The organism is Bacteroidales bacterium (assembly GCA_035299085.1).
Taxonomy (GTDB): domain Bacteria; phylum Bacteroidota; class Bacteroidia; order Bacteroidales; family UBA10428; genus UBA5072.
Genome location: DATGXG010000058.1, coordinates 21,372 through 41,910, shown reverse-complemented (window position 1 = coordinate 41,910; position 20,539 = coordinate 21,372). Strand labels below are relative to the sequence as shown.

The window sequence follows — 20,539 nt, the reverse complement described above, 5'->3', positions numbered from 1 at the left end:
GAACACCGATTTATGATTTAAGAAGATTTTCTAAACCGGCACATCCGTAATCCCCGCCAGTCCATACGCCTGTTCTTTTACATACTTCGCCCATTGTGCGGGAGTGCGTGAACGGTCAAAGATTGTATAAGGAATCGGCCTGCCAAACGTGACAACCACATGCTCACCGGTGTGCCTGAAGGTTTCGTCGACCAGGTAAAGCATTTCAATATTGGCCTTGATTCCCAGCTTTTTCCTGAGGTTAGCCAGGTTATAAAAGAAATTTGAATTTCTTCCGGTGCAGTGAACCGGCACAATGTCCCGTTGATATTGAACCGCTTTCGAAATAAAATTCTTCTTCCATTCAAGGTCCATCACCCTGCCGTGAATTTTCCTGGAAACCAGTCCGGCCGGAAAAGTAATGATTTGCATGTCAGAAAGGTACGACTGGTGCAACATATCGGCAGATTCAGTTGCCTGTTTTCCATGCTTATTGATGGGAATGAACAGCGGGATGAGATTCTTAATATTCATCAGGATGTCATTGGCAAGAATCCTTGCCTCTTTGTACCGGTTATTCAGAATATCCATCAGTAACACGCCGTCGAATCCGCCAAGCGGATGATTTGAAGCAAAAATATACCGTTTGTCATCGGCCAGGTTTTCCAATCCTTTTACTTCTACAGTTACCTTAAACGCGCTGATTATGGCTTTTGCAAATTCATGACCGTACTTATGCCCGCTTTCTGCCAGGAACCGGTTGATACCATCCTGGTGAATGACCCTTTCGAGGTAACTGTAAAGGAACCCGGGCAACATGCCGGCAAGCCTGGCATTTTTATCGTGAAAAACCTTCCTCACATTCACTGCATGGACTGGAGTAGTAGCCTTATCTGCTTCCATATCAAACTGAAATAATACAGTTTCAAAAATATAAAAAAGAGGCGCAATAAACATCAGAGCTAAAAAGTTATTAACAAAGTGGGAAAAAATGGGTTATAGTGGAATAAAGTGGGAATAAATATATTATTTTTACAATCCAAACACAAAAGCCAGTCATGGTAACCTTCATAGGCGATTACACCTGCAAACTCGACGATAAAGGCCGGGTATTGCTGCCATCTGCTTTTATAAAGCAGATGGCCGGCAGCATGCAGGAAAGATTCGTCGTTAAGAAGGATATTTTTGAATCCTGCCTTGTCCTGTTTCCCATGAATGAGTGGGAACGCCAGAATGAGATCTTACGCCAGAATACTAATCCCTACAACAGGGAACACAATACATTCCTTCGTGGTTTTTTCAAAGGTACAGCCGAAGTGGTTCTGGATGCCAGTAACCGCCTGCTGATCCCCAAACGCCTGCTGGATGAAATTGGAGCAGGCAAAGATATTGTGCTGGCCGGACAATTGGGAAAAATTGAAATATGGCCTGCTGACGGCTATGAATCGGTTCAGGGCGGAGATGAGGATTTTGCAAAACTGGCTGAAAAGATTATGGGAAACATCAGGAAGGACGAACCCTCTCCAAAAAACAACCCGGGTGAATGAATGGATATCACATACCGGTTCTGTTAAAAGAAAGTGTTGACGGTCTGAACATCAGCCCGTCGGGCACCTATGTAGACGTCACTTTTGGTGGCGGAGGACACTCGTCTGAAATACTAAAAAAACTCGATACAGGCAGATTATTTGCTTTTGACCAGGATGAAGATGCGGCCGGTAATATTCCAACGCATGCCGGATTCACTTTCATTCAGGGAAACTTCAGGTTCATCCGTAATTACATGAGGTATTACGGTGTGGAACATATCGACGGATTACTCGCTGATCTGGGTGTTTCGTCTCATCATTTCAATTCGGCTGAAAGAGGCTTTACTTATCGGAGTGATGCTTCGCTCGATATGAGGATGAACCGGAACAGCAGGCTTACGGCAGAAATTGTGATAAATGAGTATGAGGAATCTGCTCTTGTTTCGATTTTCCGTGAATTCGGAGAATTGTTCCAGGCACGGAAAATTGCATCCATGCTTGTGCATGCAAGAGCAAAGCAACGAATCATGTCTGTAAACCAGCTCATTGATGTGATTAGTCCTGTAATTCCCCGGCAAACCGAGAACCAGTTCCTGTCGAAACTTTTCCAGGCTATCCGTATTGAGGTAAACCAGGAGCTTCAAAGCCTTGAGGAAATGCTCAGCGGTGCTGCAGAATTACTAAACCCAAAAGGCCGGCTTGTTGTTATCAGTTATCATTCTCTTGAAGACCGGCTGGTAAAGAATTTCATGAGGTGGGGAAATACAAAAGAAGAGCCTGAAAAAGATTTATTCGGAAATAAGTCAGAGCCATTTACGGCTGTTACCCGGAAACCTGTTGTACCCACTGAAGCTGAGATACTAAGCAATTCAAGGGCAAGAAGCGCCCGGTTAAGGATTGCTGAAAAGAAATGAGTATGAAAAGGAACAATAACGATATTGAATTAACCTACGAATCGGATTTTCTGCCTGAGCCGAATGAAACAGAAGGTTCCCAGGATGAATTCACTTCGACGGCCCCGGCTGATAAAGCGGAAAAAGAAGCTCCGCCCGAACCGAAAAGAAAAAAGGTAAGGGTTAAAGAAATCATTGACGGGACATTCCTTGTGCGCGAAAACATGATCAGGCAATTGCCTTACGTGCTTTTCCTAACATTCCTGGGCATACTGTATATAGCCAACCGGTTTCATGCCGAACGGATGGTGAGACAGATTGATGAACTCAAAGTGGAAGTGGATAATTTGCGTTCGGAACAAATTACAACCACTTCTGAATTAATGAATATAAGCCGTCCTTCACAGGTGTCGGCACTGGTGCAGTCGAAGGGACTGGGTTTAAAAGAATCGATGGAACCTCCCAAAAAGCTGAAGAGATAATATGTCGGTTAAGAAAGAAATATTGTTGAGAGTGGCAATCGTGTATCTGCTTTTCCTGATCGCAGGCCTTGTTATAATAGGACGCGTTCTGTACCTGCAGTTCTTTCAAAAGGATATGTGGATGGGAAAGGCAAACGACTTTGCACTTAAAACAATGAATATTGAAGCTGACCGTGGAAGCATATATGCTTCCGACGGCCGGTTGCTGGCATGCTCTGTACCGTATTACGAAGTGCGCTTTGATGCGGGTTGTGAGAATCTGACTGACAGGTATTTCTATAAAAACGTGGATTCGCTGGCGCTTTGCCTTTCAAAACTATTCGGCGATAAGCCAAAGTCGGAATACAAAAGAGCGCTCATCAATGCCCGTCAGCAGAAAAAGCGCTATTACCTCATAAAAAGCAGTGTCAATTATATTCAGTTAAAACAGATAAAGAATTTTCCTGTTTTCAGGCTTGGAAGATATAAGGGAGGTCTTGTTTATATGCAGGAGAACCGGCGGATAAGACCTCATCAGAACCTGGCTGCACGACTGATCGGTTATACTTCAAAAGATATAAACGGCAATGTAGTGGGTATTGAAGGAGCTTACAACGATCAGTTAGCAGGCACACAGGGTGTGAGGCTGATGCAGCGGCTTGCGGGTAATGTGTGGATGCCGATGAACGACAGGAATGAGATTGAACCTAAGGATGGACGCGATATCATTACAACTATCGATGTGAACCTTCAGGATGTGGCCCAAAATGCCCTCCTTGAGCAGCTTATGGCACAGGGAGCCCGTTATGGAACTGCAGTTGTAATGGAGGTGAAAACCGGTGAAATTAAAGCCATGGTAAACCTGGGCCTCAATGAAGACGGTTACTATGGAGAAGTTCAGAATTATGCTATAAGCGAAAGTGTGGATCCGGGTTCCACTTTCAAACTGCCTGCCCTGATCGCAGCCCTTGAAGACGGCGTTGTAAGTCTTGAAGACACCATTGACACCGGTGATGGTACGTTCAAATATTATGATAAAATCATCCGTGACGATAATCACGAGAATGGCGGGTATGGCAAAATTTCAGTGGAACAGGTATTCGAGAAGAGCTCAAACGTGGGTATGGCTAAGATCATTACAGGAGCCTATAAGCAGAACCCGGGCAAATTTATTGACAGGCTCTATGCCATGCGACTGAATGAAAAGCTGGGAATTGAAATCAAAGGTGAAGGACAGCCGCAGATCCGTTACCCGGGCGACAAGCTCTGGTCGGGCATTTCACTTGCAATGATCGCTCACGGTTACGAACTCAGGATTACACCTCTGCAAACGCTTACATTCTATAATGCCATTGCCAATAACGGTAAAATGGTAAAACCGAAATTTGTGAAGGAAATCCGTTACCATGGCAAACTTGTAAGACGTTTCGACACAGAGGTACTTGAATCATCCGTTTGTTCGAGATCGACACTTAAGAAAGTCAAAAAAGTTCTCGAAGGTGTAGTGGAATCAGGTACGGCCAAAAACCTTAAAAACCCGCAGATAAAAATCGCAGGAAAAACTGGGACAAACCAGATTTATAATAAAAAATACGGTTATAAATCAAGTTCTGAGGTGAGTTACCAGGCTTCGTTTGTGGGCTATTTTCCGGCAGATGATCCGATGTACTCATGCATTGTTGTTGTGAATTCGCCCTCAAAAAACGTCTACTACGGCAATATGGTTGCCGGGCCGGTGTTTCTTGAAATCGCGAAGAAAGTGTATGCAACTTCTGTTGCGATGCATCCGATGGTTGCCAGCGCTGACTCCTTAGATGTTCCCTATACAAAAACAGGAAACAGGAAAGAATTGCGTTCGGTAGTTCGTGAACTTGACATTCCGGTTGAAAACGACAGGATAAAGACCGATTGGGTAAATACGGAGAAAAAGCCCGAGTCGGTCGTATTTACAAGACACAGCGTGATAGATGGATTGGTTCCCAATGTGGTTTCGATGGGAGCCAAAGATGCTGTTTACCTGCTTGAAAATGCAGGATTACATGTTCGTCTGCTTGGTCGCGGAAGCGTAAGAAGTCAGTCGATTTCCCCCGGAACACGCATCATCAAAGGGGAACAAATTGTATTGGAAATGACAAGAATCTGAACAATGAATAAGAACCTGGGCATCCTTTTGAATAACATTGATGTACTTCGCTTTTTTGGTGAAACGGATATCACTGTTTCCGGGATTACATTTGATTCCAGGAAAACAGAAAGGGATACCCTTTTTGTTGCTGTTAAGGGAAGCCAGACTGACGGTCATGATTACATAGAAAAGGCCATTGAATCAGGTGCCAGGGCGATCATCTGTGAGCAACTGCCCGCCAAACTTAATCCGGAGATCACCTTTATCCAGGTTCCGGATTCTGCAAAAGCTCTTTCGGTGGCAGCGTCTTCATTTTACGATAATCCCTCATGCAAGCTTAAGCTGGTGGGAATTACAGGTACCAACGGCAAAACTACCACCATCACATTGCTTCACAGGCTATTCACCTTGTTGGGTTATAAAACAGGATGCTTCACAACAATCCGGAATTACATAGGCGACAGAACGGTTGAAGCCACTCACACCACTCCGGATCCCGTGCAACTGAACCGCATAATGAACGACATGGTTGAAGAAGGCTGTCAATACGCATTTATGGAGGTAAGCTCACATTCGCTCCATCAGAAGCGGGTGGCCGGCCTTACATACACCGGAGGCATATTCTCAAACATAACACATGATCATCTCGATTATCATAAAACCTTTGATGAGTATATAAAGGCCAAAAAGATATTTTTCGATACCATGCCTGCCGGTAGTTTTTCGCTGATTAACGCCGACGATAAGAATGGCCGGGTTATGGTACAGAACACAAAATCGTCGGTGTACTATTATGCGCTGCGTTCAATGGCCGATTATAAAGCCAGGATCATTGAAAGTCATTTCAATGGTACGCTGCTGCAGATTGATAATACGGAACTCTGGACCAAATTCCTTGGCGAATTCAATGCTTATAATCTTCTGGCTGTGTATGCCTGCGCCATGTTACTTGGCCAGAACAAGGAAGAGGTACTCCGCTTACTGAGCAATATGGATACCGTGGAAGGCCGGTTTCAATATCTGCGGTCAGAAGAAGGCATCACCGCAGTGATTGATTATGCTCACACCCCCGACGCCATTGTGAATGTTTTGAGGACCATTTCACAGATCAGGAAGAAGGAAGAAAAGGTGATCACGGTTGTGGGTGCAGGCGGAAACCGCGACAAAACCAAACGACCGGTTATGGCAAAGGTTGCCGCTGAAATGAGTGATAAAGTGATTCTCACTTCTGATAATCCCAGGAACGAAGAACCGCTGGATATCCTCAATGATATGAAAGCAGGCCTCGACAAAGAGATGCTTTCAAAAACTGTTATCCAACCCGATCGCAGGGAAGCCATAAAAATGGCTGTAATGCTTGCGCATCCGGGCGACATAATACTTATTGCGGGCAAGGGCCATGAAACTTACCAGGAAATCAAAGGAGTGAAACATCATTTCAGCGATTTTGAGGAGGTAGAATCAATTTTCGGATTAAAAACAAAACAAGAGTAAGGCCATGTTATACTACCTGTTCAGCTATCTTGAAAGACTCGATGTGCCGGGTGCAGGACTGTTCAATTACATTTCCTTCAGGTCGGCCATGGCTATAATCACATCGCTGATCATATCGACAATCTATGGCAAAAAAATAATCGGAAAACTGCAGAAAGCCCAGATCGGAGAAACAATTCGTGATCTGGGCCTGGAAGGACAGATGCAGAAGAAAGGCACACCTACAATGGGAGGATTGATTATACTGCTTTCCACCGTTGTACCGGTTCTGCTGTTTGCAAATCTTAAAAATGTGTACATCCTTCTCATGCTTTTCATTACTATTTGGCTCGGATTTGTGGGATTTGTAGATGATTACATCAAAGTATTCAAGAAAAACAAGCAGGGTTTGCGTGGCTGGTTCAAAGTGTTTGCGCAGATAATCGCAGGTATCATTGTAGGACTTACCCTGCATTTCAGCGATGCCATTGTTGCCAGGGAAAGAGTGCTGGATACTGCAGGACATCCCATAACCCGCATTGAAAATGGCGCTGACTTCGAGAAAGGAGTGATCACTTACGAAACCAGGGAAGTAAAATCGACTAAAGTTAACGTTCCGTTTTTCAAGAATAATGAATTTGATTATGCCATGCTGATCTGGTTCATGAAGGATAAAGCACCAAAATATGCATGGATAGTGGTTATCCTGGCGGTCATCTTCATCATAACCTTTGTTTCAAACGGTACAAATCTTACCGACGGGCTTGACGGGCTTGCGGCGGGAACCTCGGCAATTATAGGCGTCACCCTGGGATTGCTGGCCTACGTGTCCGGCAACATCATCATGTCGGATTACCTGAATATTATGTATCTGCCCCGCACCGGCGAGCTGGTTGTGTATATCGCCGCCTTCATCGGGGCGCTTGTAGGCTTTCTTTGGTATAATTCATACCCGGCACAGGTATTCATGGGCGATACCGGAAGCCTTGCCATCGGGGGTATCATTGCTGTATACGCAATCCTTATCCGCAAGGAACTGCTTATTCCTGTTCTTTGCGGGGTTTTTGTTGCCGAAAGCCTTTCGGTTGTGATCCAGGTATCCTGGTTTAAGTTTACCCGGAAGCGTTTTGGCGAAGGAAGGCGCATCCTGAGAATGTCACCTCTGCATCATCATTTCCAGAAACTCAATTATCCAGAGCCCAAGATAGTCACCCGGTTCTGGATCATTGGAATTTTTCTGGCCATCATAACAGTTGTTACCCTTAAAATCCGATAAATATGGATCGACGCATTGTAATACTTGGAGCAGGAGAAAGTGGAACCGGAGCTGCCGTCCTTGCAAAAAAACAGGGATTTGACGTATTCGTTACCGATTCCGGAAAAATCAAAGATGTTTACAAGGAAATCCTTTACAATTATGAGATCGAGTGGGAAGAGGGGAAACATACCGAAAGGCATATCCTCAATGCCGATGAAGTGATCAAAAGCCCCGGGATCTCCGAAAAATCAGATATTGTTCTTGCCATCCGCAAAAAAAATATACGGATCATTTCTGAGATTGAATTCGCCGGACGGTACACACAGGCAAAAAAGATATGCATCACCGGCAGCAATGGCAAAACAACTACCACAACCCTTATTCATCACATGCTCAGGAAAGCAGGACTGAATGCGGGACTGGCAGGCAACGTGGGCAAAAGTTTTGCCATGCAGGTGGCCACAGAGAACTATGATTATTATGTGATTGAACTGAGCAGTTTTCAGCTCGACGGGATGTTTGATTTCAAGGCCGATATAGCCATCCTGCTCAATATTACCCCTGACCATCTCGACAGGTACGACTACAACCTGCAGAATTATGTGGATTCGAAATTCAGGATCAGCAGGAATCTTTCGGAAGACGATTTCTTTGTGTACTGTTCTGATGACGAAATCACAATCCGTGAGCTTGAGAGAATTGTTACAAAGGCAAGGCAGTTGGGATTCACACTTAAGGAAACCAGGCAGCAGGGTGCTTACATCGAAGGGGATACAATGAAAATCGAGGTGGAAGACGACGTATTTGAAATGTCGCTTGCAGAACTCGCCCTTAAAGGCAAGCATAACACCTATAATTCAATGGCGGCCGGGATAGCCGGAAGCGTGCTCAAGATCAGAAAGCCGATCATAAGGGAAAGCCTTATGGATTTTGCCGGCGTTGAACACAGGCTTGAGCGGTTCATCAAGGTGCATGGAATAGAATTCATCAATGATTCGAAAGCCACCAATGTGAATTCAACCTGGTATGCTCTTGAAAGCATGACAACCCCGGTTGTGTGGATTGCAGGCGGTACCGATAAAGGAAATGACTATTCGGAAATTCTTGATCTTGTAAAAGAAAAAGTAAAGGCTCTTGTTTGCCTGGGAGTGGATAATACAAAGCTGCACAAGGTATTCGACGGCATCATCCCTGAAATTACGGATACTGCTTCGATGAAAGATGCTGTGCAGGCTGCGTACAGGATGGGAAAGACCGGTGACACCGTACTGCTTTCACCCTGCTGCGCAAGTTTCGACCTGTTCGAAAATTATGAAGACAGGGGCAGGCAGTTTAAAAAGTATGTGAGGGAATTATGAAAAAGTAACTGGTGACTGGTGACTGGAAACAAATAAGTAAAAAATGGCTGTTGCTCTTAAGAAATATTTCAAAGGTGATCCCGTAATCTGGGCTGTAATCCTGCTGCTCTCGATTTTCTCACTGCTTGCAGTTTACAGTTCTACAGGATCGCTGGCTTATAAGTACCAGGGCGGGAATACAAGCTATTATATCCTGAAGCATGCCACCATTCTGCTCATGGGACTTGTCATCACTTATGTAACCCATCTTATACCTTACAAATATTTCTCGAGGATCTCGCAAATGCTGCTTTACATTTCCATCCCGCTGCTCCTCGTAACCTTATTATACGGTGTAACCCGGAACCAGGCAGCACGGTGGCTTCAGTTGCCGGGAATCGGTCTCACGGTTCAGACTTCGGATATAGCCAAGCTGGCGATAGTAATGTATACGGCACGGATCCTTTCAAAAAAGCAGGACAATATAAAAGATTTCAAAGGGGCGTTCAGGCCCGTAATAACCCCGCTGTTGCTGGTTTGTGCGCTTGTAATGCCTGCCAACCTTTCTACATCGATGCTCATTTTTGCCACTGTATTTATTCTTATGTTTATCGGCAGGGTAAGAATATCCTATCTTTTAGGAGTGGTCGGAATAATTGTATTGCTGGTGGGATCTTTAATCGCCGTTGCCCTGTCAAACGACTGGGGCGGACGTGTCGGCACCTGGAAGAACCGCATTGAAAACTACATAAATCCCGATCCTGAGGCAAGCGATAACTACCAGGTTACCCAGTCGAAGATTGCCCTTGTGAGCGGTGGACTGGTTAAGCTGCGCCCGGGGAAAAGCATACAGCGAAATTTTCTTCCTCATCCCTATTCCGATTTTATTTATGCCATTATCATTGAGGAATACGGGCTTCTGGGCGGACTATTCGTACTTATATTGTATTTATACCTCCTTTTCAGGGCGGCAGTGCTGGCCCGAAAGAGCCCAAGAACATTCCCGGCCTTTCTTGCCATAGGCCTGGCTGTAATGATTACATTCCAGGCCCTGATCAATATGGGGGTTGTGGTTAACCTGCTACCGGTAACGGGGCAGCCGCTGCCCATGATCAGCATGGGAGGGTCATCGCTGTTGTTCACCTGCATAGCGCTCGGTATCATCCAGAGTGTAAGCAGGGGAATTAAAAACCAGCAGGAAGAAGGAGAAAAACTGGCCCGGGAACAGGAAACTCAGAAGGAAACAAAACAGGAACAGTATGAACCGGAGATTTATAATTAGCGGCGGAGGCACAGGGGGCCATATATTCCCTGCCCTGGCTATTGCCGGTGAGATCAAAAAAAGAGATCCCGGTGCATCCATACTTTTCGTAGGCGCACTCGGAAGAATGGAAATGGAAAGAGTGCCTGCAGCCGGTTACCCGATTATCGGCCTTCCGGTTGAAGGGTTCAAAAGAAAAATCACCCTGAAGAATATTGCTGTTCTGTATAAAGCTGTTGTCAGCGTTTTTAAGGCATCGGGAATCATAAAATCATTTAAGCCGGATGCAGTGATCGGGGTAGGCGGATATGCAAGCGGACCTATGCTTAGGGCTGCCGCCCGCAAGGGAATACCCACAGTTATACAGGAGCAGAACTCATATGCCGGTGTTACCAACAGGCTGCTGGCTAAAAAAGCAAGAAAAATTTGTGTTGCCTATCTAGGAATGGAAAAATATTTTCCTGCCGAAAAAATCATCCTTACAGGGAATCCGATAAGAGAAGAAATTGTATCCGGAAAAGCAGACAGGAAAACATCCTGTGAAAGTTTCGGGATATCTGACTCTGCCCCTGTTGTGCTTATTCTTGGGGGAAGCCTGGGAGCCAGAACTATTAACGAAAGCATTCTGGAAGGAATTGATGCCCTTGAAAAGGAAAATGTACAGGTTCTCTGGCAAACCGGCAAACTGTATATCGAGGGAATCAGAAGTACCTTGAGAAATAAGGAAATGCAAAACATACAGTACTTTGATTTCATAAGCCGGATGGATTATGCCTATACGGCGGCTGACATTATCATTTCAAGAGCAGGCGCGGCAACCATTTCAGAATTATGCCTGCTTGGAAAACCAGCTATATTGGTGCCTTCGCCAAACGTTGCTGAAGATCACCAGACAAAAAATGCCATGGCCCTGGTAAGCAATAATGCGGCTTTGATGGTAAAGGACCAGGAATCAAAAGAAAAGCTTGTACCGGCTATTATCGATTTATTGCATAATCCGGGCATGCAGCAGCAACTGGGACAGAATTGCAAAAAGATGGGCCTTTCAGGCTCATCAGCAAGGATTGTGGATGAAATTTTCAAACAGATTGATAAGCAGTGAAAGACCTGACAACCATATCGAATATTTATTTCCTGGGAATCGGCGGAATTGGCATGAGTGCCCTGGCACGGTATTTCAGGCAAACCGGAAAAAATGTGGCAGGATATGACCGGACACCCACTCCTCTCACCCGCCAACTTTCGGATGAAGGGATTCTGATTCACTATGAAGATTCCGTTGAACTTATTCCAAAGGGTTTTGGTGATCCGAAGAATACTCTTGTCATACTTACACCTGCAATACCCCGGGATCATTCAGAATACAATTACCTGAAAGATCATGGGTTTGAAATTATCAAACGTTCACAGATGCTTGGCCTGATCACATCGGGTCACAAAACTGTGGCTGTTGCAGGAACCCACGGTAAAACGACGGTTTCCACCATGATTGCCTGGATCATGTCGAACAGCAAAGCCGGTTGCAGCGCGTTTCTGGGTGGAATTTCAAAAAACTTCAACGGGAACCTTGTCACCCGTGAAAAAAGCGAATGGATGGTAACCGAGGCCGATGAATTCGACAGGTCGTTTCTTCAGCTTCATCCGTATGCAGGTGTTATCACGGCGATGGATCCTGACCATCTTGATATTTACGGCAATGCCGAATCGATGTTTGAAGCATTTAACAGCTATGCCGGCCAGATCGACAGGAATGGAATCCTGCTGATGAAAGAAGGCCTGCCGCTTGATGAAAAGGTAAAGCCTGCCAAATCATATACCTATTCTCTTTCAGGAGAAAGTGACTTTCATGCAACAAATATCCGGCTTGAGAACCGCCGGTACACCTTTGATCTGAAGGGCCCATCGGCAAGCATTACGGATATTTCACTTGAACATCCGGGTGTAGTGAATGTGGAGAATGCAGTGGCTGCATCAGCAGTATGCACATTGCTCGGCGTGGATGACAATACAATCCGTGAATCGCTGGCCCGTTTTTCAGGCATACTCCGTCGTTTCGATTACCAGGTTAAAACGGAAGACGTTGTTTATATTGACGATTATGCCCATCATCCCCGCGAAATTGAAGCCACGCTGGTTTCACTGAAGGAACTTTATCCTGATAAAAAAATTACAGGAATCTTTCAGCCTCATCTTTACACGAGGACCCGCGATTTTGCCGAAGGATTTGCCGCAAGTCTCAGCCTGCTTGACCGGCTGATATTGCTTGACATTTATCCTGCACGCGAATTGCCGATTGAAGGAGTTCAGTCGGAAATGATCTTTAAGGATGTCACTATAAAGGATAAGGTATTGTGCAAAAAGGAGGATGTCATTTCCCTGCTGGAGCGCTCGGAGATTGAAGTGCTGATTACGCTTGGAGCAGGAGATATCGATAAACTTGTGGATCCGATCAGGCAGCTGCTCTTAAAAAGGATAAACGCATGAAGAAGGCAAAAAACATAGTGTTTCTTGCGTTACTGACTGCATATGTTGTGGTCGTCAGCGGCTTTATTACTGAAAAGGAAAGAGGCAGGCATATTAGTGCACTGAAAATTAATATTACTGACAGCACTGAAAACCAGTTCATTCACACGAAAGACATTTTGCATATTCTGGAAGCATCGAAGTTTTATCCCGTTGGAAAGGAATTAAAGGATGTCGATCTTGAAAAAGCGGAAAAAAGCCTGCAGGGAAGGCAGATCATCGGCAAAGCGGAAGTATTCATAACCGAACCGGGAATTGTGAATGTTGAAATCACTCAGAAAACGCCTTTTGTAAGGGTGTTCGACAGGTACGGCAACAGTTTTTACCTCGACAGGGAAGGAAATGTTATTCCACGTGGCAACGGGTTCAGTCCTTTTGTACTGGTGGCCAACGGCTTCATCGACGAACCTTTCGCCTTAAGCCGGACAATTAACATTATGGATGCAAAGCACGATTCAATCACCCGTTCCCTGCATACCATTTACGATGTATACAGGCTTGCCATGTACATAACAGAGGATGATTTCTGGAATGCCCAGATTGAACAGATCTATGTGACAAGCAACTATGAGTTTGAACTGATCCCAAGAGTGGGATCCCAGGTTATTGAGCTTGGAAGGGTCGAAAATCTGGATGAAAAGTTCGGAAACCTGAAAATCCTTTATGAAAAGGGATTCAATAATCTGGGCTGGAATCAGTATGAAAAAATATGCTTAAAATATAAAAACCAGGTAGTGTGTACTAAAACCCAATAAAATGAGTCAGACCAACAATATTTTAGCGGCCATCGATATCGGGACCACCAAAATTGTTACGATAGCAGGCCGGATGATCGATAATAAACTTGAAATCCTAGGCATGAGCAAAACTCCCTCAAAGGGAGTGAAGCGCGGTGTGGTGCTCAACATAGAAGAAGCTGTGAGTGCAATAAAATACACGGTGGATGAAGTTCAGAAACAGATGGGCTTCAAAATACGGGAAGCGTACGTGGGAATCGCCGGCCAGCACATCAACAGTCTCCAGAACCGCGGCTATATCCTTCGTGATTCTTACGAAGAAGAAATTAAAAAGGAAGACACTGACAAGCTGCTTTCGGAAATGTATAAAATCTCGATACAGCCCGGTGAAGAAATCATCCATGTGATTCCGCAAAGCTATGTGGTGGACAATGAAACAGGGGTAAAAAATCCTATAGGCATGTTTGGCAAGCGCCTTGAAGGCAATTACCACATTGTTATAGGCCAGACCACATCGGCCCGTACGATCGAAAGATGCGTGAACAGGGTGGGGATCAACGTGAAACAGATGATCCTTGAACCTTTGGCCTCGGCAGTTGCAGTGCTCACTGAAGATGAAATTGAAGCAGGCGTGGCACTGGTGGATATCGGTGGTGGTACAACGGATATTGCCGTTTATTACGATGATATAATAAAGCACACGGCGGTAATCCCGTTTGGCGGAAATGTAATCACAAGGGACATCACCGAAGGCTGCTCCATCCTGAACAAGCATGCCGAACTTCTTAAAATCCAGTATGGATCAGCCCTCGGAGACCTGGCTGAAGAGGCAAAGGTTGTTGCTGTTCCGGGTATCAGCGGAAGAGAGCCCAAGGAGGTTTCGATAAAAAGCCTTGCCTATATTATCCAGAGCCGTATGGAAGAAATTATTGATGCAATCGTCTTCCAGCTCGAAAGTTCAGACTGCATGGAGAAACTCACCGCAGGCATTGTGATTACAGGAGGAGGATCGCAGCTTCGTCACCTGCCACAGCTCATCAAATACAAGACCGGTCTGGATGTAAGGATCGGTATGCCCAATGTAAACGTGAATAACGCGGGACTGAAGGAAGTGAATCATCCGATGTATTCAACAAGCGTGGGTTTGCTTTATAAGGGTTTTGAAAACAAGGCACCCGTAACCGTTAAGGAACAGGTTGAAAAAGAACCCGAGCCTGAAGTTGCTGCCATCAAGGAAGAACCGGTAGTTGCAACCAGGCATACCAGCCGGCTCAGCAATATTATTGGCTCGTTTAAGAATACGATTGAGAACATATTCGATGATGACACTGAATAAGGACGTTAATTAAAAACCTAAGCCATGGACGAACTCATGCATTTTGAATTGCCCGTAAATAAATCCTCCATCATTAAGGTGCTGGGGGTAGGCGGCGGAGGCAGCAATGCGGTGAACCATATGTTTAAGCAGGGAATCAAGGATGTTGATTTTATTGTATGCAACACCGATGCGCAGGCACTGGCAAATACTCCTGTGCCGGTGAAAATTCAGCTTGGTGCCTCACTCACCGAGGGACGTGGTGCAGGGAATAAACCGGCCATCGGCAGGCAGGCGGCTATCGAAAGTATTGATAACCTGAATGAAATTCTTAGCATCAACACCCGCATGCTGTTTATAACGGCAGGGATGGGCGGCGGTACCGGAACAGGTGCTGCCCCGGTGATCGCTAAAGCGGCCAGGGAGCTGGGTATATTAACCGTTGCAATAGTAACGATACCGTTTAAAAATGAGGGACCCAGACGGGTGAACCAGGCTCTTGAGGGAATTGCCGAACTTGAAAAGCATGTGGATTCGCTGCTCGTCATCAATAATGAAAAAATCCGGCAGATATACGGCGATCTGAGGGTATCAGAAGCTTTTTCAAGGGCTGATGATGTGCTGGCCGTTGCAGCCAAAGGGATAGCAGAGATCATAACTGTTCATGGTTTTATAAACGTCGACTTCGCCGATGTTCAGACTGTAATGACAAACAGCGGTGTGTCGATACTGGGCACCGGTACGGCATCCGGTGAAGGAAGGGCAATTAATGCCATTAAACAGGCATTGAACTCTCCATTGCTTAATGATACGGATATCAAAGGGGCAAAAAATATCCTGCTCAACATCATTTCAGGCGATGAAGAAGTCACAATGGATGAAATCGGCCAGATCATTGATTATGTAAAAGATTGCTCAGGAATTAACTCCGACCTGATTTGGGGTAACGGAAATGATCCGGAGCTGGGCGACAGGATAAGCGTAACAGTGATTGCTACAGGGTTCAACGCAAACAGCATTCCCGAACTGTATATGCATAAAAAGGAAATCGACAGGATTCCCCTTTCCGACATTACAGTACATGACCATGAGGAAGAAAGTATTTTTGTTGTAAAGGATGCGCCCACGCAAAAAAGTGGGTTGGTTCAGCCTTCCCAGCGTACCATCGAGTTTGATATGAACACGGTAGACGATGAGATCCTCAGGAACCTGAGCAGGGTTCGGAGGCCAATCGACGCAAGGAAAGCGAGTGACAGGGTAAATACAATCAAAAGAGCCCATGAAGAGCTCAAGGAACTGAAGCATGGAAACAGGCAAAGCGACAGGGAAATTGAAGAACTTGAAAATACTCCGGCATTTAAAAGAAAACAGATCCAGATCAATCCCCAGAAGTATTCAGAGGAAAGCAAGCTTTCTAATTACAGTCTTTCCGATGATGAAAATTCCCAGGTAAAGCTCAGCAAGGAAAACCCGTTTCTGCACGGGGCGGTGGATTGAGAGATCACGTCATTGCGAGGAGCGTGATTGATCACTGATTATAGTGATTAATGATGCGACGAAGCAATCTGCCCGAACAGGCAATGCGTTGCAAAGGGAGAATGGCACTAACACCGAACACCGAACACTGATTTACGAATTAAGAAGTTTTTCTGACAAACTACCACATGAATCTTTTCGACAAAATCTCCGAAGACCTGAAAGCCGCCATGCTGGCGAAGCAAAAAGACAGGCTGGAATCACTGAGAGCAATAAAGACGGCTTTGTTGCTTGCAAAGACTGAATCAGGATCACACGAAGTGACACCGGACCAGGAAATGAAAATCCTTCAGAAAATGGTAAAACAGCGTCGTGAATCGGCTGAAATATTCAAAACTCAAAACCGGCCTGAACTGGCTGAGAATGAAATTAAAGAAGCCAATATCATCGAAGAATACCTGCCAAAACAGATGACCGAAGCAGAACTGATTCCTGTCTTAAAGGCAATTATTGCCCGGGTCGGAGCTACATCTGCAAAAGATCTTGGCAAGGTAATGGGTACTGCTACAAAAGAACTAGCCGGTAAAGCCGACGGTAAGATGATTGCGGATAAGGTGAGGGAGCTTTTGGGATAATGTGCTAATGTGCTAATGTGCTAATGTGCTAATGTGCCAATAGGATTTTATTAGCACATTAACACATTGGCAAATTAGCACATTATTAAAGTTCCCTTATCCAGATATTCCTGTACGAAACCGGGTTCCCGTGATCCTGCAGCTGAAGAGGTTCTTTCATACCATGAACCACAGGTCTGGGGGCGCCTATATATTCTGTTGTTCCCCTGATTTCAAAGTTGTTGAGAATTAATACACCATTCTGCAAAACAGTGATCCGGCCCGGTATGACTACCCTTCCATTTTCATTAAACCGGGGGGCCTGGAAAATAATATCATAAGCCTGCCATTCACCGGGTTTTCTGCATGCATTTACAAGCGGAATTGCCTGTTTGTAAATCGAACCGGCCTGTCCGTTAACATAGGTTTTATTATCATAACTGTCGAGAACCTGTAACTCATACAAACCCTGCAGGAAAATACCGCTATTTCCGCGTCCCTGTCCATCACCTTTTACTTCTGCAGGTGTTCTCCATTCGATATGCAATTGGCAGTCGCCAAAACCTCGTTTTGTTTTAATTATGCCGGCTCCTGCTTTAACGGTCATTGCACCGTCGCCCACTGTCCATCCGGCTGCCTGACCGCTCGCATTGGTCCATTCATCCAGGTTGGTACCGTCGAAAAGGACTATCGCATCTGACGGGGCGGAATTTCCTGTACCGGGAGTTACAACCGGCGGGACCGGTTCCCACAATTCTGTACTTTCAGGGGTCTTTTGTCCCTGGCCGAAAAGGTTAATTGAAGCCATAATGCTTAATAAACTTAAAAAACCAGTTAATTTCTTCATTTGTTCACGTTTTGATTACGTAAACAAATTTAAATAAACGGGTTGTATTTACGCCTGAAAAAAAGGGAATTCTGCGAACCTTAAACGCAAGGCCTGATTTGTCATACTAATGCCGTAATTGTTAACCGAATAACTCACAAATATTAGACATCAGGAATATCAACATGTATTTAAATCATTATCTTTATCATATTGATATTATAATTTGATAGACAAATTAGTATATCTCTTTTCTCACTAATCCATTATTAACCTTAAGTTCTTTGCCTATGTTAAATAATCTTTTCTGGCTAGTGCCGTGCGGATCTGCTTTGGCTCTTGGATTTGCTTATTATTTCTTTAAGCAGATGATGAAGGAGGATGAAGGGACCGACACTATGAAAAAAATTGCGCAGTATGTGCGCGAAGGGGCTATGGCCTATCTTAAACAGCAGTATAAGGTAGTGTCCCTGATTTTTGTAATTCTTACCCTGATTTTTGCTGTACTTGCCTATGTTCTGCATATTCAGAACCCCTGGGTGCCTTTTGCATTTCTGACCGGCGGCTTTTTCAGCGGTTTATCGGGTTTCATCGGAATGCGTACGGCTACTTATGCCTCAGCCCGCGCTGCCAATGCTGCCCAACATTCATTGAATCACGGTCTCAGGGTGGCATTCCGTTCAGGTGCAGTAATGGGTCTTGTAGTTGTAGGCCTTGGTCTGCTCGACATTTCAATCTGGTTTTATGCATTGAACTTCATTATCGGTGCACTTGACAACACTACCAACACACTAATTGCAAGTGATCCGTCGATGAAACTTATCATCATTACTACAACAACACTTACATTCGGTATGGGTGCTTCCACACAGGCATTGTTTGCCCGTGTTGGCGGTGGTATTTACACAAAGGCTGCCGATGTCGGCGCTGACCTTGTTGGTAAGGTTGAAGCAGGCATTCCTGAGGACGACCCCCGGAATCCCGCAACTATTGCAGATAACGTAGGTGACAATGTAGGTGACGTGGCCGGTATGGGCGCTGACCTTTATGAATCATATTGCGGTTCAATCCTTTCAACAGCTGCCCTTGGCGCATCTGGCTTCACCGCAGCAGGTCTGGCTGCAGCCGGTATTGCTGTAACCGATGCAACACAAATTCAGTTTAACGCAGTTATTGCTCCTATGCTTGTAGCTGCTGTTGGAATTGTGCTTTCAATCCTCGGTATTTTTGTTGTTCGTACAAAAGAAGGCGCATCTCAAAAAGAACTTCTGGCTTCACTGGGTCGCGGGGTGAATATAAGTTCGGTATTCATAGCAATATTTTCTCTTGGTATCCTTTACATTCTCGATATTCCCAATTATTTTGGCGTTTGGGGTGCCATGCTGGTTGGTCTTGTTTCAGGTATAGGAATTGGAAAAACTACAGAATACTATACCTCTGCAGGCTTTAAACCCACACAGGCAATTGCAGGTGCTTCAAAAACCGGACCCGCAACCGTTATAATCAATGGTATTGGTACAGGTATGATTTCAACCGCATTCCCGGTGTTAATCGTTTCTGTAGCCATTATCCTGGCTTATCTTTTTGCAGCAAACTTTACTTTCACCAATATAAGCTTCGGCTTGTATGGAATTGGTATTGCAGCTGTAGGTATGCTTTCAACCCTGGGTATCACCCTTGCAACCGATGCTTATGGACCTATCGCCGATAATGCCGGTGGAAATGCCGAAATGAGCCACCTGGGACCAGAAGTACGTAAACGTACTGATGCGCTTGATTCACTTGGAAACACTACCGCTGCAACAGGCAAAGGTTTTGCTATCGGCTCAGCCGCTCTTACTGCCCTTGCATTGCTTGCTTCCTATGTTGAGGAAATCAAAGTGGGAATTTCCAGGTTACCAGCCAAAGCTGAAGCGTTTACTGCTACCACCGGTCTTGATATTCACAAAGCCGGCATACACGATATCATGTCGTATTTCAATATCGATTTGATGAATCCGCGTGTTCTTGTAGGTGCATTTCTCGGTTCCATGGCTGCATTCCTCTTCTGTGGTCTTTCGATGACTGCTGTAGGACGTGCCGCTCAGGCCATGGTGGATGAAGTACGCCGCCAATTCCGTGAAATTCCGGGTATTCTTGAAGGAAAATCAACTCCTGATTATGCCCGTTGTGTGGCTATTTCAACCCGTGGTGCACAACGCGAAATGCTGTTGCCGTCACTTCTTGCCATCATTATACCTGTAGTCACCGGTATTGTTTTCGGAGTAGCCGGAGTTATGGGCCTTTTGATCGGCAGTACAGCCACAGGCTTTATTCTTGCTATTTTCATGGCTAATGCCGGCGGTGCCTGGGATAATGCCAAGAAATTCATCGAGGAAGGCAATTTCGGAGGTAAGGGAAGTGATTCCCACAAAGCCGCTGTTGTTGGTGACACGGTCGGAGATCCATTCAAAGACACCTCCGGTCCTTCGCTTAACATCCTCATCAAACTTATGAGCATGGTATCCATTGTTGTGGTGGGGGTAACACTGGCTACGTCGCTGATTTAGGAGACTATTAGGCTTTTAGACTAGTAGCAAAAGAAGAGAGGTTATGGTTGATCTTGTCAAACCATAGCCTCTCTTTTTTACCCCTGCACCAAAGCCTGACACGAATGTAGGTATAACAGTCACATTCGTCTCATTCGTCTCATTCGTCCCATAAAACCGAAGACTGAACACCGAACACCGATT

The 20,539-nt window shown here is 45.2% G+C and carries 17 protein-coding genes; 15 read left to right on the top strand and 2 right to left on the bottom strand.

Annotated features, from left to right (window positions below):
• Positions 1-30 precede the first annotated feature (30 nt).
• On the bottom strand, positions 31-882 hold the full coding sequence (locus VK179_19815) for a 1-acyl-sn-glycerol-3-phosphate acyltransferase (protein ID HLO61006.1): 852 nt from the start codon (positions 880-882) through the stop codon (positions 31-33).
• Positions 883-1,037: 155 nt separating this feature from the next.
• On the opposite strand from VK179_19815, the gene VK179_19810 reads away from it, so the two are divergent.
• The 14 genes from VK179_19810 (at position 1,038) to VK179_19745 (ending at position 17,002) form a co-directional block, all read left to right on the top strand.
• On the top strand, positions 1,038-1,526 hold the full coding sequence (locus VK179_19810; GenBank protein HLO61005.1) for a hypothetical protein: 489 nt from the start codon (positions 1,038-1,040) through the stop codon (positions 1,524-1,526).
• Positions 1,523-2,422: a 16S rRNA (cytosine(1402)-N(4))-methyltransferase RsmH gene (gene rsmH, locus VK179_19805; GenBank protein ID HLO61004.1), complete on the top strand. Its 900-nt coding sequence runs from the start codon at positions 1,523-1,525 to the stop codon at positions 2,420-2,422. Before VK179_19810 ends, rsmH begins: the two co-directional genes overlap by 4 nt.
• Positions 2,423-2,424: 2 nt before the next feature.
• Entirely contained in the window at positions 2,425-2,883 is a 459-nt protein-coding gene (locus VK179_19800; protein HLO61003.1) for an FtsL-like putative cell division protein, read from the top strand.
• A 1-nt stretch (position 2,884) separates the two neighbouring features.
• On the top strand, positions 2,885-5,005 hold the full coding sequence (locus VK179_19795) for a penicillin-binding protein (protein ID HLO61002.1): 2,121 nt from the start codon (positions 2,885-2,887) through the stop codon (positions 5,003-5,005).
• A 3-nt stretch (positions 5,006-5,008) separates the two neighbouring features.
• Positions 5,009-6,481, top strand: a complete 1,473-nt coding sequence (locus VK179_19790; protein ID HLO61001.1) for a UDP-N-acetylmuramoyl-L-alanyl-D-glutamate--2,6-diaminopimelate ligase — start codon at positions 5,009-5,011, stop codon at positions 6,479-6,481.
• 4 nt (positions 6,482-6,485) lie between these two features.
• A complete protein-coding gene (gene mraY, locus VK179_19785; protein ID HLO61000.1) occupies positions 6,486-7,736 on the top strand; it encodes a phospho-N-acetylmuramoyl-pentapeptide-transferase in 1,251 nt (416 codons plus the stop codon).
• Between the two features lie 2 nt (positions 7,737-7,738).
• The gene (murD, locus tag VK179_19780; protein HLO60999.1) at positions 7,739-9,076 is read left to right on the top strand and encodes a UDP-N-acetylmuramoyl-L-alanine--D-glutamate ligase; all 1,338 of its coding nucleotides are present in this window, start codon (positions 7,739-7,741) and stop codon (positions 9,074-9,076) included.
• 43 nt (positions 9,077-9,119) lie between these two features.
• The gene (locus VK179_19775) at positions 9,120-10,337 is read left to right on the top strand and encodes a putative peptidoglycan glycosyltransferase FtsW (protein ID HLO60998.1); all 1,218 of its coding nucleotides are present in this window, start codon (positions 9,120-9,122) and stop codon (positions 10,335-10,337) included.
• A complete protein-coding gene (gene murG, locus VK179_19770) occupies positions 10,315-11,418 on the top strand; it encodes an undecaprenyldiphospho-muramoylpentapeptide beta-N-acetylglucosaminyltransferase (protein HLO60997.1) in 1,104 nt (367 codons plus the stop codon). The genes VK179_19775 and murG overlap by 23 nt, the downstream gene beginning before the upstream one ends.
• Complete coding sequence (murC, locus tag VK179_19765; protein ID HLO60996.1) at positions 11,415-12,800, top strand: UDP-N-acetylmuramate--L-alanine ligase; 1,386 nt, start codon at positions 11,415-11,417, stop codon at positions 12,798-12,800. Before murG ends, murC begins: the two co-directional genes overlap by 4 nt.
• Positions 12,797-13,594 (top strand): hypothetical protein, encoded by a 798-nt coding sequence (locus VK179_19760; GenBank protein ID HLO60995.1) that lies wholly within the window; start codon positions 12,797-12,799, stop codon positions 13,592-13,594. Before murC ends, VK179_19760 begins: the two co-directional genes overlap by 4 nt.
• Before the next feature lies 1 nt (position 13,595).
• On the top strand, positions 13,596-14,912 hold the full coding sequence (gene ftsA, locus VK179_19755) for a cell division protein FtsA (protein ID HLO60994.1): 1,317 nt from the start codon (positions 13,596-13,598) through the stop codon (positions 14,910-14,912).
• Between the two features lie 24 nt (positions 14,913-14,936).
• Positions 14,937-16,388, top strand: coding sequence for a cell division protein FtsZ (ftsZ, locus tag VK179_19750; protein ID HLO60993.1), 1,452 nt, complete (start codon positions 14,937-14,939; stop codon positions 16,386-16,388).
• A 167-nt stretch (positions 16,389-16,555) separates the two neighbouring features.
• Complete coding sequence (locus tag VK179_19745) at positions 16,556-17,002, top strand: GatB/YqeY domain-containing protein (GenBank protein HLO60992.1); 447 nt, start codon at positions 16,556-16,558, stop codon at positions 17,000-17,002.
• Positions 17,003-17,087: 85 nt separating this feature from the next.
• Here VK179_19745 and VK179_19740 read toward each other — a convergent pair whose 3' ends face one another.
• On the bottom strand, positions 17,088-17,828 hold the full coding sequence (locus tag VK179_19740; protein HLO60991.1) for a DUF1080 domain-containing protein: 741 nt from the start codon (positions 17,826-17,828) through the stop codon (positions 17,088-17,090).
• A gap of 269 nt (positions 17,829-18,097) precedes the next feature.
• Between VK179_19740 and VK179_19735 the strand changes: the two genes are divergently transcribed.
• Entirely contained in the window at positions 18,098-20,356 is a 2,259-nt protein-coding gene (locus VK179_19735) for a sodium-translocating pyrophosphatase (protein HLO60990.1), read from the top strand.
• Positions 20,357-20,539 lie beyond the last annotated feature (183 nt).

Coding starts and splice junctions, on each gene's coding strand:
- VK179_19815 (HLO61006.1), bottom strand. CDS start 882: ATGGAAGCAGATAAGGCTACTACTCCAGTCCATGCAGTGAATGTGAGG.
- VK179_19800 (HLO61003.1), top strand. CDS start 2,425: ATGAAAAGGAACAATAACGATATTGAATTAACCTACGAATCGGATTTT.
- VK179_19735 (HLO60990.1), top strand. CDS start 18,098: ATGTTAAATAATCTTTTCTGGCTAGTGCCGTGCGGATCTGCTTTGGCT.
- VK179_19790 (HLO61001.1), top strand. CDS start 5,009: ATGAATAAGAACCTGGGCATCCTTTTGAATAACATTGATGTACTTCGC.
- murG (HLO60997.1), top strand. CDS start 10,315: ATGAACCGGAGATTTATAATTAGCGGCGGAGGCACAGGGGGCCATATA.
- VK179_19810 (HLO61005.1), top strand. CDS start 1,038: ATGGTAACCTTCATAGGCGATTACACCTGCAAACTCGACGATAAAGGC.
- VK179_19740 (HLO60991.1), bottom strand. CDS start 17,828: ATGAAGAAATTAACTGGTTTTTTAAGTTTATTAAGCATTATGGCTTCA.
- murD (HLO60999.1), top strand. CDS start 7,739: ATGGATCGACGCATTGTAATACTTGGAGCAGGAGAAAGTGGAACCGGA.
- rsmH (HLO61004.1), top strand. CDS start 1,523: ATGAATGGATATCACATACCGGTTCTGTTAAAAGAAAGTGTTGACGGT.
- ftsZ (HLO60993.1), top strand. CDS start 14,937: ATGGACGAACTCATGCATTTTGAATTGCCCGTAAATAAATCCTCCATC.
- ftsA (HLO60994.1), top strand. CDS start 13,596: ATGAGTCAGACCAACAATATTTTAGCGGCCATCGATATCGGGACCACC.
- VK179_19775 (HLO60998.1), top strand. CDS start 9,120: ATGGCTGTTGCTCTTAAGAAATATTTCAAAGGTGATCCCGTAATCTGG.
- VK179_19795 (HLO61002.1), top strand. CDS start 2,885: ATGTCGGTTAAGAAAGAAATATTGTTGAGAGTGGCAATCGTGTATCTG.
- mraY (HLO61000.1), top strand. CDS start 6,486: ATGTTATACTACCTGTTCAGCTATCTTGAAAGACTCGATGTGCCGGGT.
- VK179_19760 (HLO60995.1), top strand. CDS start 12,797: ATGAAGAAGGCAAAAAACATAGTGTTTCTTGCGTTACTGACTGCATAT.
- VK179_19745 (HLO60992.1), top strand. CDS start 16,556: ATGAATCTTTTCGACAAAATCTCCGAAGACCTGAAAGCCGCCATGCTG.